Source organism: Mycolicibacterium grossiae (assembly GCF_008329645.1).
Lineage (GTDB): Bacteria > Actinomycetota > Actinomycetes > Mycobacteriales > Mycobacteriaceae > Mycobacterium > Mycobacterium grossiae.
In genome coordinates this window covers 469822-481925 of record NZ_CP043474.1, presented here as the reverse complement: position 1 = coordinate 481925, position 12104 = coordinate 469822, and the positions used below count along the sequence as shown (strand labels likewise).

At 71.4% G+C, this 12104-nt stretch carries 14 protein-coding genes; 5 read left to right on the top strand and 9 right to left on the bottom strand.

What is annotated here, in order from left to right:
* Positions 1-23: 23 nt before the first annotated feature.
* Positions 24-383 carry an intersectin-EH binding protein Ibp1 gene (locus FZ046_RS02420; protein WP_070353669.1) on the bottom strand — a complete coding sequence of 120 codons (360 nt, stop codon included), beginning with the start codon at positions 381-383 and terminating at the stop codon, positions 24-26.
* A gap of 169 nt (positions 384-552) precedes the next feature.
* Entirely contained in the window at positions 553-900 is a 348-nt protein-coding gene (locus FZ046_RS02415) for an intersectin-EH binding protein Ibp1 (protein WP_070353668.1), read from the bottom strand.
* Positions 901-1160: 260 nt separating this feature from the next.
* Here FZ046_RS02415 and FZ046_RS02410 point away from each other — a divergent pair, with 260 nt between their 5' ends.
* On the top strand, positions 1161-2000 hold the full coding sequence (locus FZ046_RS02410) for an SDR family oxidoreductase (protein WP_070353667.1): 840 nt from the start codon (positions 1161-1163) through the stop codon (positions 1998-2000).
* A gap of 18 nt (positions 2001-2018) precedes the next feature.
* Here FZ046_RS02410 and FZ046_RS02405 read toward each other — a convergent pair whose 3' ends face one another.
* The 6 genes from FZ046_RS02405 to FZ046_RS02380 all read right to left on the bottom strand — a co-directional run bounded on the left by FZ046_RS02405 (position 2019) and on the right by FZ046_RS02380 (position 8184).
* The gene (locus tag FZ046_RS02405) at positions 2019-2354 is read right to left on the bottom strand and encodes a DUF732 domain-containing protein (RefSeq protein ID WP_083298280.1); all 336 of its coding nucleotides are present in this window, start codon (positions 2352-2354) and stop codon (positions 2019-2021) included.
* 83 nt (positions 2355-2437) lie between these two features.
* The gene (locus FZ046_RS02400) at positions 2438-2911 is read right to left on the bottom strand and encodes a (2Fe-2S)-binding protein (RefSeq protein WP_070353665.1); all 474 of its coding nucleotides are present in this window, start codon (positions 2909-2911) and stop codon (positions 2438-2440) included.
* A complete protein-coding gene (locus FZ046_RS02395) occupies positions 2904-3827 on the bottom strand; it encodes an FAD binding domain-containing protein (protein ID WP_070353664.1) in 924 nt (307 codons plus the stop codon). The genes FZ046_RS02400 and FZ046_RS02395 overlap by 8 nt, the downstream gene beginning before the upstream one ends.
* Positions 3824-4552, bottom strand: coding sequence for an SRPBCC family protein (locus FZ046_RS02390; protein ID WP_070353663.1), 729 nt, complete (start codon positions 4550-4552; stop codon positions 3824-3826). Before FZ046_RS02390 ends, FZ046_RS02395 begins: the two co-directional genes overlap by 4 nt.
* 1 nt (position 4553) lies before the next feature.
* Entirely contained in the window at positions 4554-6938 is a 2385-nt protein-coding gene (locus tag FZ046_RS02385; protein ID WP_070353662.1) for a xanthine dehydrogenase family protein molybdopterin-binding subunit, read from the bottom strand.
* Between the two features lie 103 nt (positions 6939-7041).
* Positions 7042-8184: an XdhC family protein gene (locus tag FZ046_RS02380; RefSeq protein WP_070353661.1), complete on the bottom strand. Its 1143-nt coding sequence runs from the start codon at positions 8182-8184 to the stop codon at positions 7042-7044.
* 148 nt (positions 8185-8332) lie between these two features.
* Between FZ046_RS02380 and FZ046_RS02375 the strand changes: the two genes are divergently transcribed.
* The 4 genes from FZ046_RS02375 (at position 8333) to FZ046_RS02360 (ending at position 11538) form a co-directional block, all read left to right on the top strand.
* Positions 8333-9340 carry a VWA domain-containing protein gene (locus FZ046_RS02375; protein WP_070353660.1) on the top strand — a complete coding sequence of 336 codons (1008 nt, stop codon included), beginning with the start codon at positions 8333-8335 and terminating at the stop codon, positions 9338-9340.
* A 98-nt stretch (positions 9341-9438) separates the two neighbouring features.
* On the top strand, positions 9439-9705 hold the full coding sequence (locus FZ046_RS02370; protein WP_070353659.1) for a hypothetical protein: 267 nt from the start codon (positions 9439-9441) through the stop codon (positions 9703-9705).
* Between the two features lie 40 nt (positions 9706-9745).
* Positions 9746-10618: a DKNYY domain-containing protein gene (locus FZ046_RS02365; protein WP_070353658.1), complete on the top strand. Its 873-nt coding sequence runs from the start codon at positions 9746-9748 to the stop codon at positions 10616-10618.
* 5 nt (positions 10619-10623) lie between these two features.
* Positions 10624-11538 carry an NAD(P)H-dependent flavin oxidoreductase gene (locus FZ046_RS02360; protein ID WP_070353681.1) on the top strand — a complete coding sequence of 305 codons (915 nt, stop codon included), beginning with the start codon at positions 10624-10626 and terminating at the stop codon, positions 11536-11538.
* A 7-nt stretch (positions 11539-11545) separates the two neighbouring features.
* Here FZ046_RS02360 and FZ046_RS02355 read toward each other — a convergent pair whose 3' ends face one another.
* Positions 11546-12019 (bottom strand): hypothetical protein, encoded by a 474-nt coding sequence (locus FZ046_RS02355; RefSeq protein ID WP_070353680.1) that lies wholly within the window; start codon positions 12017-12019, stop codon positions 11546-11548.
* Positions 12020-12104: the final 85 nt, after the last annotated feature.

The window sequence follows — 12104 nt, the reverse complement described above, 5'->3', positions numbered from 1 at the left end:
CCAGAGTTCGGGCCGAGGCATGCTCAGGAGACGCCGGTGACGGTCGGGCTGCTGCCGATCGACGAGGTCGGCGGCACGTAGGCCGGGGCGTTCTCGGCGAGGCCGATGCACTGGCCGCTGTTGGCGCCGGTGCACGGGATGCCGTCGACGGCCGGCAGGTCGGGGTTGCCCGGGATCGAGCTGAACGGAGAGTTCGGCACGGTGTGGGGGATGCAGATGCCAGTGAACTGATCCTCTTCCTCACCGCCCGGGCACGCCAGCGGGTTGGCCGGGAACGCGTCGACGCCGGCGAGCGCGGCGACCGCGGGAGCCGCGGCGACGGCGAGCGCGAACCCGCCCGCCAGGATGAACCGCCGGGGAGCACTCAGAACAGGGTTCGCCATCGTCACGCTTTCTGTCGTTATTGACCGTGTCGTCGGGGTGAGTCTATGGAAGCTGCCAGGAATCTGCACACATTCCACGAGTTCCCTGCGAGGGGTCGTGACGGACGGCCGTGACGGACGGCGCGACGCGACGCCGCCGGGCGGGGCCCGGCGCGGCGTCGGGCCGGTACTAGGGGCTCGAGCTGACCGACGAGCGCGGCACGGGCACCGGCCCTTCGGACTGCTGCTCCTCGGACAGGCCGATGCACTGACCGGAATTGGCTCCACTGCAGGGGATGCCGCCGACCGAGGGCAGGCTGTCAGGTGAACTACTCTGAAAGACCGGCGAATTCGGCACCAGGTCGGGGGTGCAGACCGTGGTGAAGGTGTCCTCGGTCTCACCGCTGGGGCAGGCGGCCACCGACGGCTCCACCGACGTCGGTGCGGCGAGGACGGCGACCGCGGGCGCGGCAGCCGCCGCCACGGCGAATCCCCCGGCGAGCAGGAGGCGTCGGGCGTCGAATCTCAAGGTCGCCATGGTCGTGCTTTCTTGTCGTCGGGCGGGACGCCTGCGGCGGTGTCCGTGCGGGAGACGATACGCCCGTCACGCCGTCGTGCGGGGGTGATGGCGCCAAGAAGTGGTGCGGGCGTGCCATTCCTGTGAACGGTCTGCCAGTCGGCTGTGGCGTGACTGCCGGATCGCCGTGCGGCGTTTCGCTTCCCCGCGTGCACACCGCGTGGTTCGATGACGAGAACGTGTTCTAGTTCTCCCCGCCAGGGGACGCGGGAGGAGCAGCAATGCAGCTGTCGTTGGTGGACAGGACCATTCTGGTCACGGGCGGCGGCAGCGGCATCGGCAAGGGGGTGGCCGCCGCGGTCGTCGCATCGGGCGGCAACGCAATGCTGGTGGGCCGCAACGCCGACAAGCTGGCGACAGCGGTGGAGGAGATCGGCGCCGCGGCCGGCGAGGGAGCCGGCGAGGTGCGCTACGAACCGGCCGACGTCACCAACGAGGACGAGGTCGCCCACGTCGTGGACGCCGCCGCCGCGTGGCACGGCCGGCTGCACGGCGTGGTGCACTCCGCGGGCGGCTCGTTGACCATCGGCCCACTGACGCAGGTCGATTCGGAGGGCTGGCGCAACACGGTCGACCTCAACGTCAACGGGACGATGTACGTGCTGAAGCACAGTGCGCGCGAGATGGTGCGCGGCGGCGGCGGGTCGTTCGTCGGCATCTCGTCGATCGCCTCGAGCAATACGCACCGTTGGTTCGCGGCCTACGGCCCGAGCAAGGCCGCGCTGGACCATCTGATGATGCTGGCCGCCGACGAACTCGGCCCGTCGTGGGTGCGGGTCAACGGCATCCGGCCCGGTCTCATCCGCACCGACATGGTGGCGCCGATCCTGGATTCGCCGGCGATCAGCGCCGACTACGCCAGCTGCACGCCGCTGCCGCGGCCGGGTGAGGTCACCGACGTCGCCAACGCGGCGGTGTTCCTGCTGAGCGACGCCGCCGAGTGGATCACCGGTCAGGTGCTCAACGTCGACGGCGGCCACGGCCTGCGCCGTGGGCCGGACATGTCATCGATGCTGGAGCCGGTGTTCGGCGCCGACGGGCTGCGCGGCGCGGTGTCGTGACCGCCGGGGGTCCCGGCGTCAGGCGTTGGGGTTGAGCCCCGGGCAGTAGCCCTGCACGGCGAGGCTGCCGAACGTCGTGATGTCGTCGATCTTCGTCCACTCGGTGGCGTTCTTGACGTGGTGCAGAGCCGCCTCCACGTCGCCGCCGCGGGCGAGCACGTCGCACGTCGAGTGCGCGAGGTCGATGGCGTCCTTGGCGGTGATCCGCAGGCCCTTGTCGCGGACGGCCTTGGTGAACACGTCGTCGACCTGAGCGTCGCTCGGTTCGGCGGAGGCCGGCGCGATCGAGGTCAGCGAGGTGAGCGCTGCCCCGGCAGCGACCAGGACCGCCGCGGCGGCGTGCATCGATCTCATGTCACCAGTCTTCCCGAGTCGGTGTCGGGCCCACCCTACGTGGGCACGCCCCCGCCGGTGTATCGAGCGCACCGGGACGACCGTTACGCCTGCGCCTCGGCGGCCTGGCGCACGGCGTTGACGATTCCCTGGTAACCGGTGCAGCGGCAGAAGTTGCCGGAGAGGCCCTCGCGGATCTCCTCGTCGGTCGGGCTGGGGTTGTCCCGGAGCAGCGCCGTGATGGACGTGACGAAGCCCGGCGTGCAGAAGCCGCACTGCAGTCCGTGACAGGCGCGCATGGCGGCCTGCACCGGGGACAGTTCGCCGTCCGGTGACGCGATGCCCTCCACCGTCGTCACCTCCTGGCCGTCGACCTGAACGGCGAACACCAGGCAGGACCGCACGGCCTGACCGTCGAGCAGGACCGTGCACGCCCCGCAGGCGCCGTGCTCGCACCCGAGGTGGGTGCCGGTCAGCCCGCACCGTTCGCGCAGGAAGTCGGCCAGCGTGACGCGGGGTTCGACGACGCCGCCGTGCGGGGTGCCGTTCACTCGGAGTTCGACGGGAAGTTCATGCATGGGACGCCTCCGTCTTCGCGGTTCCGGTCAGGACGCCGGGCCGGTCGGTGCCGGCCTGGCCCGTCGCTTCGTTCCAGGCCCGCGCGACCATCGCGGCCCCGACGCGGGTCCGGTAGGACGCCGACCCCTGCAGGTCGGACGGGACGTCGGTGAGCCCGGACATGGCCAGCGCGCCGATGTCCTCGGCCGACAGTTCGGCGAGACCACGTCCGGTGACGGCGTCCTCGGCCGCGGTGGCGCGCAGCGGTGTCGAGCCGAGACCGAGCAGGCCGATCCCGCAGCGCGTCACCCGGTCGTCGTCGTCGAGGGCGACGGCCACCGTGGCGCCGGCGATCGCGAAGTCGCCGTGGCGTCGGGCGAATTCGCGGACCGCGTATCCCGTGCGACCCGGCCATACCGGAAAGCGCACGGCGCGCAGCATCTCGTCGGGCTCCAGCGCGTTCTCCCACAGGCCCGTGAAGAACTCCCCGGCGGGGATCTGGCGGTCACCGCGCCGCGACGTGGCCTCGATGGTGGCGTCGAGCGCGAGCGCGGCTGCGGCGTACTCCGCGGCCGGGTCGGCGTGGGCCACCGCGCCGCCCAGGGTGCCGCGGGTGCGGATCTGGAAGTGGCCGATGTGCGGGGTCGCGAGCGTCAGCAGCGGAACCGACTCGGCCACCTCGTCGTCCATGCCGACGAGGGCATGCGGGGTGGCCGCGCCGATCACGACGTCGTCGTCGACGAGGTCGATGCCGCACAGTTCGGTGACCCGGGAGACGTCGACCAGGTTGTCGAAGTGGGTGAGCCGCATGGCGAGCATCGGGACCAAGCTCTGCCCGCCCGCGAGGATCTTCGCCTCGTCGCCGTACTCGGCGAGCAACCCGACCGCCTCTTCGACGGAGTCCGGTCGGTGGTAGGCGAACGGCGCGGCCTTCACGACACCAGCTTCGACAGCGCGGCGAGCAGGTCGTCGGCCGTGATCGCCGCGGGGTGCGTCGGGGTCCGCCGGCGGCGGCCGAACAGGATGCCGACGGCGACGCCCGCGGCGAGGCCGGCAGCGACGGGGGCGGCGCGCTTGGCCAGCGGCAGGGCGACCACCTTGAGCAGGTCGACGGAGTCGGCGGGTTGCGCTGCCGCCGTGAGCCTTTCCGTGGTGGGCGCCGCCGTGGTGGGTGCTGCCGTGACGCCGGACGCCGCGGCGGAGTCCGGGGAACCGCCGCCCAGCAGCTCGGCCTCGAGGCTGCGAGCGAACTGGGCGATGAGGTTGCTCGACACGTCGGCGAGGACGCCGCGGCCGAACTGTGCGGCCTTGCCGGAGATCGCGAGGTCGGTGGAGATGGCGACGTGCGTGCCGCGGGGGCCGTCCTCGGTGAGCTGCGCGGTCACGGTGGCCGCGGCGGTGCCGTTGCCGCGGGTCTCCTTGCCCTCGGCGCGCAGCACCAGACGTCGGGCGTCGGTGTCCTTCTCCTTGTACGAGGCAACACCCTTGTAGGACACCGTGATCGGGCCCACCTTGACCTTGACGGCGCCGGTGAACTCGTCGCCGTCGACGGACAGCAGCGTGGCGCCGGGCAGGCACGGTGCGACGCGCTGCACGTCGGTGAAGACGTCCCAGACCTCGGCGGCGGGGACCGCCACCCGGAATTCGTTGTTCAGTTCCACCTCAGTGGTCCTTCCGCGCGCGTTCGATGAGGTCGACGATGGTGGCCGGTGTGGCCGGCAGTTCGGTCAGCGTGACGCCGAGAGGGGCCAGCGCGTCGTTGATCGCGTTGACGACCGCGGGCGGCGAACCGATCGCGCCGCCCTCGCCCGCACCCTTGTAGCCGCCCACACCGGGGCCGGGGATCTCGACGTGCCCGAACTCGATGGGCGGCACCTCGGTGGCGGTGGGCAGCAGGTAGTCGACGAACGTCGAGGCGATCGGGTTGCCCGCCTCGTCGTAGGCCAGCTTCTCCAGCAGCGCTCCGCCGATGCCCTGCACGGTGCCGCCGGCGACTTGGCCCTCGACCACGTTCGGGTTGATCATCGGGCCGACGTCCTCGCTGACGATGTAGCGGGTGAGCGTCACGTGTCCCGTCTCGATGTCGACCTCGCACGTGCAGACGTGGGTGGCGTTGGCCCAGTGGATCATCGCCTGCGAGGTGAACCGGGCGGTGGCCTCCAGCGTCGCGGCGACCCCACCGAGTTGCGCGGGGTCGTAGTAGGAGCGGTAGGCGATGTCGGCGAAGCCGACGCTGCGGTCCGGATCGCTGCGCACACTGGCCCGCGAGTCGGCGAGGACGATCTCGTCCGCCTGGACTCCCAGCATCTGTGCGGCGATCGCGACGATCTGGCCGCGCAGGATGCTGCCGGCCTCGTGCACGGCGCCCGCCGTCATGGGTCCGCTGCGGCTGCCCTGCGTGCCCGCACCGTAGGGGGTGACGGCGGTGTCGCCCTGGATGCTGGCGACGTCGGCGATGGCGGCGCCCACTGCGTCGGCGGTGAGCTGCACGACGGTGGTCTCGATGCTGTTGCCCGCCGACCCGCCGTTGACGTAGACGTTGATCTTGCCGGTCGACTCCATCCGCACGGTGGCGCCCTCGGTCGCGAGGTGACCGGTGGCGGCGCCGGTGGGCTCGATGTAGGCGGAGAATCCGAGCCCGAGGTAGCGGCCCTGCGCGAGCGCCTCGGCCTGCTCCTTGCGGAAGCCCTCGTGGTCGAGGATCTTCACCGCCTGCTCGAACGTGTCGGCCGGCGCGCAGTTGTCGTACGGCATGCCGTTGGGGTTGAAGTACGGCATCTCGTCGCCGCGCAGGATGTTGATGCGGCGCAGCTCCACCGGGTCCATGCCGATCTTGCGTGCGGCGCAATCGAGGAGGATCTCCCGGCTCAGCGTCTCGTACTGCCACGGGCCGCGGTAGGCGTGCAGGCCCGGGGTGTTGGAGAACACCGTCTTGTAGTTGAAGCTGGCCTTCGGCACCCGGTAGGGGCCGGGGAAGAACATGCCGATGGCGGCGGTGGTGAGCACCGGATACGGGGTGGGGTAGGAGCCGACGTCCTGAAGGAAGTCGATGTCGGCGGCGAGGATCCTGCCGTCGTCGTCGAGGGCCATCCGCACGGTGCCGTCGACGTGCCGGGACTGACCGGCCGACATCAAGTTCTCCCGGCGGTCCTCGATCCACTTGAGCGCCACGCCCGATCGCGCGTCCGACGCCGCGGACGGCAGCCTGCGGGCGGCGAGCAGGATGCACATGTCCTCGCGCATCGGCACGACCTTCTGGCCGAAGCCGCCGCCGGTGTCGCGCATGATGACGCGCACGCCCTGCGCGGGGATGCCGAGCAGTCTCGCGGCGAACGCGCGCAGTTCGTGAGGCGTCTGCGTGGACGCCCAAATGGTGAGTTCTCCGGTGGCCGAGACCCATTCGGCCACCATGCCGCGGGTCTCCATCGGTACCGGGACGTACATCTGCTGGTAGATGCGCTCGCTGACGACGTGCGGTGCGGTGGCGAACAGCTCCTCGTCCGGCGGCATGCCGCCCATGCCGCCGGCGACGTTGTCGGGGTAGGCGTCGTGCACGACTGGGGCGCCCGACTCGGCGCCGCCCACCGCGCGGCGGAAGTCGGCGACGGCGGGGAGGGGCTCGTAGTCGACGTCGACGAGGTCGGCGGCGTCCTCGGCCACGTAACGGTTCTCGGCCACGACGAGGGCGACGGGGTCGCCGACGAACTTCACCTCGCCCTCGGCCAGTGGCGGCCGCGGGGTGTCGGGGACGTCCTTGCCGGCCACCGCGTGCCAGGCCTCGACGACGTCGCCGTTGAGGTCGGCCGCCGTGAACACCGCACGCACGCCGGGCAACGCGAGGGCTGCCGTCGCGTCGATGCTCCCGATGGTCGCGTGGGCGAAGGGACTGCGCACGAAGCACGCGTGCAGCATTCCGGGACGTTGCACGTCGTCGACGAACGTGCCCTTGCCGGTGAGCAGTCGGGCGTCCTCGACGCGCGGCACGCGGGTGCCGGCGTAGCGGGTGGCGACCGTCTCCTCGGCGGCGTCCCGTTCGGTCGTCGTCACGGCGGCCCCCTGTTCACTTCTGCGGCTGAGTGGTACGCATCACAATGGCTGACAGCATCGTTATCGTACAAGAGAAGCCAAGTAGCAAAAAGAGAGAGTGGCGTTACCGCTGGTGATCGGCACTCAGTCGGCCGTCGTGGTGGATGCGGCCGGCGACGTCGGCCAGCGGTTGGCCGGTACCGTGCCAGCGCCGGGCGATGATCTCGCCGATGATCGAGACCGCGGTCTCCTCCGGCGTGCGGGCGCCGAGGTCCAGCCCGATCGGGCTGGACAACCGATTCAGCTCGGCGTCGGAGAGCCCGGCCTCGCGCAGCCGGGCGAGGCGGTCGTCGTGGGTGGGCCGGGACCCCATGGCGCCCACGTAGCCGACGTCGAGTCGCAGCGCCACCTCGAGGACCGGGACGTCGAACTTGGGATCGTGGGTGAGGACGCAGATCGCGGTGCGGTGGTCGAGTTCGCCGGCCGCGGCCTGGGCGGCCAGATAGCGGTGCGGCCAGTCGACGACCACCTCGTCGGCGGCGGGGAAGCGCGCCGGCGTCGCGAAGACCGCGCGGGCGTCGCAGACGGTGATGCGGTAGCCCAGCAGTGCGGCCTGCCGCGTGAGCGCGGCGGCGAAGTCGATCGCACCGAACACCAACATCCGTGGTCGCGGCGCATGGCTGGCGACGAACACCTCCATGCCCTCGCCCTGCCGCTCGCCGTCGGGCCCGTAGGTGAGGACGTCGGTGCGTCCCGCCGCCAGCAGGCCGCGCGCGTCGTCGGCCACCGCCGCATCGGCGCGGTCGGACCCGAGCGAGCCCTCGGCGGAGTCGGCGCCGAGCACCAGCCGGCGGCCCACCCACCCGGCGTCGGGGTGCGCGATGACCGTCGCGACCGCCACCGGCCGGTGCGCCGCGATGTCGTCGGCGACGGCCTCGAGTTGCGGAAAGGTGTTGCGCGACACGGGTTCGACGAAGACGTCGATGATGCCGCCGCACGTGAGGCCGACGGCGAAGGCGTCGTCGTCGGTGATGCCGTAGCGCTGCAGCTCCGGGCGTCCCGCCTCGACGACCGCGCCGGCCAGCTCGTAGACCGCCCCCTCCACGCAGCCGCCGGAAACCGAGCCGGCGACCGTGGCGTCGGGCGCGACCATCATGGCCGCTCCGGGCGCCCGCGGCGCGGAGCGGATGGTGCGCACCACGGTCGCGAGCCCTGCGGTCTGACCGGTCCGCCAGACCGCGAGCAGGTCGTCCAACACGTCACGCACAGCGTGAGTGTATGTGCGCGGTCCGACGGTGGCGGGCGGACCTGAGCGGGTGCACAGCGTCGGTGCCGCTCGCACGGGCTCGGGTCGGATGCGGCGGCTTTGTACTCTCGGTCTGGGGTCCGCGTGAATCAGTCGAAGGGAAGCGCCCGTGAATCTGCCCGTGTTGGGCGAGTTGCCGCTGTCGGGCTTCGCGCACGTGTGGTTCTTCCTGTTCCTCGTGGTCGTCGCAGGACTGGTGGTGCTGTACTTCGCGATCCAGCGCAGCCGCGCGCGGCGCCTGGCGCGCTTCGCCGACAGCTCGATGATGGGCAGCGTCGCGCCGAAACCGCAGAGCCGGTGGCGCCACCTCCCGCCGGCGCTGGTCGCGGTGGCCCTGGTGCTCTTCACCGTCGCGATGGCCGGCCCGTCGCTGGATCGCAAGATCCCGCGCAACCGTGCCGTCGTGATGCTGGTGATGGACGTCTCCACGTCGATGAACGCCAAGGACGTGCCGCCCACGCGCATGCAGGCGGCGCAGACCGCCGCCAAGCAGTTCGCCGACGAACTGACCCCCGGCGTCAACCTCGGGCTCATCTCCTACGCCGCCAACCCCACGATGCTGAGTTCGCCGACCACCAACCACGACGCCACCAAGGTCGCGATCGACAAGATGCAGGTGGCCGAGCGCACCGCGACCGGCGAGGCGATCTTCGCCGCGCTGCAGGCGATCTCCACCGTCGGCGCGGTGATCGGCGGCGGTGAGGGGCCGCCGCCGGCGCGCATCGTGCTGTTCTCCGACGGCAAGGAGACCACCCCGAACAACCCGAACAACCCGCGCGGCGCCTTCACCGCGGCGCGGGCAGCGAAGGACCAGGGCATCCCGATCAGCACCATCGCGTTCGGCACGCCCGACGGCAAGGTCGAGGTCGACGGCTCGTCGGTCGACGTGCCGGTGGACGACTCCACGATGAAGGAGGTCGCCAACCTGTCCGGCGGCACCTTCTACCGTGCCGAGGACCTCGCCGAACTCAACCAGGTGTACCGCTCGCTGCAGGACCAGATCGGCTACGAGACGGTGCGCGGCGACGCCAGCAGCGGGTGGCTGCGCCTGGGGGCCCTGGTGCTGGCCGTGGCCGCCGTCTCGGCGGTGGTCATCAACCGTCGCCTCCCCATGTAGTCGGCCGAGTCGTCGGCTCGAGTTTGCCGAAAGCGCGTTTCGCGCTTTCGGGCCATGGGTATCAAGCTCTCGCCCCAACGAGCGAGAGGACCGACACTGTGAGGAAGCCCGGCGACGCCGACGTGACCGACGGCCCGGTGAGCGAGTTCATGTCCTCCACCGGTCTGCTGCTGATGTTCGGCGCGGTGATCGCGTTCGTGATGGGAATCGCCGCCTTCGGCATGGGCTCGGTCGGCTTTGCGACGCTCGCGATGGTCGCCGCGCTGCTGAGCTTCAGCGCCAGCCTGCTGTGCTTCGTGGTGGACGGCCGCCGGATCGAGGCCGCCGAGGCCGCCCTGCCGTTCCCCAGCATGCTGCGTCGCTGAGACCGATCCGCCCGTCCGTCGCGACCGCTACGGTTGTGACATGCGGGGACGGGTGATCGCGGGGCTGTGCCTGGCGGCACTGCTGGTCCTGCCCGCCTGCAGTCGCGACGACCCGCCGAATTCGATGTTCGAGGACGCCGGCTACCACGTGCGGGGCGACAAGGTGTACTATCTCAACGCCTTTCCCGGCAAGGCCGTCGAAATCGAGGGCGCCGACCCCGGCTCGTTCGATCCGCTCGACCGCGGCTACGCCCGTGACGGGGCGCGCGTCTACGTCGATGGCAAGCAGATCGCCGACGCCGACCCCGGCACGTTCGAGGTCCTCGACCGCCCGCCGTACGCCAAGGACGCCCGGCACGTCTACCGCTGGGGCGAGGTGCTCAGCGACGACCCCGCGCACTTCGAACTCCTCGACGGTGACCTGAGCAGGGACGGCGGAGCGGTCTACTGGAGCGACGGCCGGGTGCTGTCCGACGATCCCCGGAACTTCGCGATCATCTCCGTCGAGGACCACTACCTGTTCACCAAGGACGCCCGCACGGTGCACGTCAACGGCGAACCGATCGACGGTGCCGACCCGGCCACCTTCCGGGTCCTCGAGGGCGCCTACGCCGTCGACGATCGCAGCGCCTTCTACTTCACCCGGCGCATCGCCGATGTCGACCGCGCGACGTTCGCGGTGCGGGAGGGCTCGTTCGCCGCCGACGCGCGGCACGTGTACTGGATGGGCGAGGTGATCGACGGCGCCGAGCCCGCGACGTTCCGCGTGCTGAATCGCAACTTCGACTGCTCGGCCGACGCACGCCGCGCCTTCTACCAGCGGACGCCGATCGCCGGCGCCGACCCGGCCGACTTCCCGCGCGGCCGGGACGTGACCGGATGCTCCGCGACGTCCATGTCGTTCGCGGAGTGACGTTCGTGCCCAATCGGATTCAGACACTGCTCGGTGTGCGCTTCCCCGTGGTGCAGGCGCCCATGACCTACATCGCCCGCGCCGAGCTGGCCGCCGCGGTGTCGGAAGCCGGCGGTCTGGGGATGCTCGAGACGCTGACGCCCGAGGGTCGCGCCGACCTGGTCCGGGTCCGCGATCTGACCGATCAGCCGGTGGCCGCCAACCTGATGATCCAGGGGTGGAAGCGTGACCCGTCCATCGTCGACGTGCTCGCCGACGCCGAGGTACGCCACGTGTTCACGTCGGCAGGGGACCCCGCGCTGTTCACCGGGCGACTGCACGACGCCGGGATGACGGTGGTGCACGTCGTGGGCTCACTCAAGGCGGCCCGCAAGGCCGCCGACGCCGGCGTGGACGCGCTCGTGGTGGAGGGCGTCGAGGGCGGCGGCTTCAAGTCGGCGCAGGGGGCGTCGACCATGGTGCTGCTGCCGCTGATCGCCGACCACGTGGACCTGCCGATCATCGCCGCCGGTGGCATGTGCGACTCCCGTTCGGCCGCAGCCGCTCTGGTGCTCGGCGCGGAGGGCGTGCAGATGGGCACGCGGATGCTGGCCAGCGTCGAGGCCGCCGTGCATGCAGACTTCAAGGCGGCGATCCTGGCGGCCGACGACGCGGGCACGGTGCTGCTCGAGGTGCCCGGGAACCCGACGATGCGGGTCCTGCACACCGGGCTGGCGGCGCGCGTGGTCGCCGGTGATCAGCACGCGGCGCTGCTGGGCCGCATCGACGAGCTGTACTTCGGTGGCGACGTGGAGGCGAGCGTCGCCAACACGGGCCAGGTGTCGTCGCGCATCGTCGATCTGCTCCCGGCGTCGGACATCGTGCGGCGGACGTGGCTCGACATCGCCACCGAACTGGAACGCGCGATGGCGCGGCGCTGAGCGACGGTCAGTCGCCGACCTTCTGCCACAGGCACGTCCCGCTCATGTCGATCTCGAACAGCCGCGGGATGACGTCGAACGTCAGCGGGCGGCCGGGAGCGCTCTCGTCGACCCGCGGCGGTCCGTCGACCTTGCCGTAGGTCACCGACACCTGTTCGGCGCGGCACCGTGCGGCGGGATCGAGGGGCGTGGCCGTCCACGTGCCCGGCTCGATGGCCGGATTCGGTCGGGCGCCGCCGCGCAGTGCCATCGACGGGCCGGGGCTCACCCAGCGGTCGCTGAACGGGTACGGATCGGTGACCGGCTGCCAGCGGCCTGCGGTGCAGCGCTGCGGCGCTGCGGCGGCCACCGGCCACGTCAGCGCGCCGTCGGTGACGTCCGAGCAGGCCGCGGCGTCGGGTGCGGCGGTCGCGACGGCGGGGCCGTTCAGCACCACCACCGCGGAGCCGGTCAGCAGGGCCGTGGCGGCGGCGACCAGCACGGCGGACCAGTGGGACTCGGTGCGCCGACGAAACTCGGTGCGCCGACGAAACACGGTGCGCCGACGAAACACGGTGCGCCGACGA

Coding starts and splice junctions, on each gene's coding strand:
- FZ046_RS02420 (WP_070353669.1), bottom strand. CDS start 383: ATGGCGAACCCTGTTCTGAGTGCTCCCCGGCGGTTCATCCTGGCGGGC.
- FZ046_RS02415 (WP_070353668.1), bottom strand. CDS start 900: ATGGCGACCTTGAGATTCGACGCCCGACGCCTCCTGCTCGCCGGGGGA.
- FZ046_RS02410 (WP_070353667.1), top strand. CDS start 1,161: ATGCAGCTGTCGTTGGTGGACAGGACCATTCTGGTCACGGGCGGCGGC.
- FZ046_RS02405 (WP_083298280.1), bottom strand. CDS start 2,354: ATGAGATCGATGCACGCCGCCGCGGCGGTCCTGGTCGCTGCCGGGGCA.
- FZ046_RS02400 (WP_070353665.1), bottom strand. CDS start 2,911: ATGCATGAACTTCCCGTCGAACTCCGAGTGAACGGCACCCCGCACGGC.
- FZ046_RS02365 (WP_070353658.1), top strand. CDS start 9,746: ATGCGGGGACGGGTGATCGCGGGGCTGTGCCTGGCGGCACTGCTGGTC.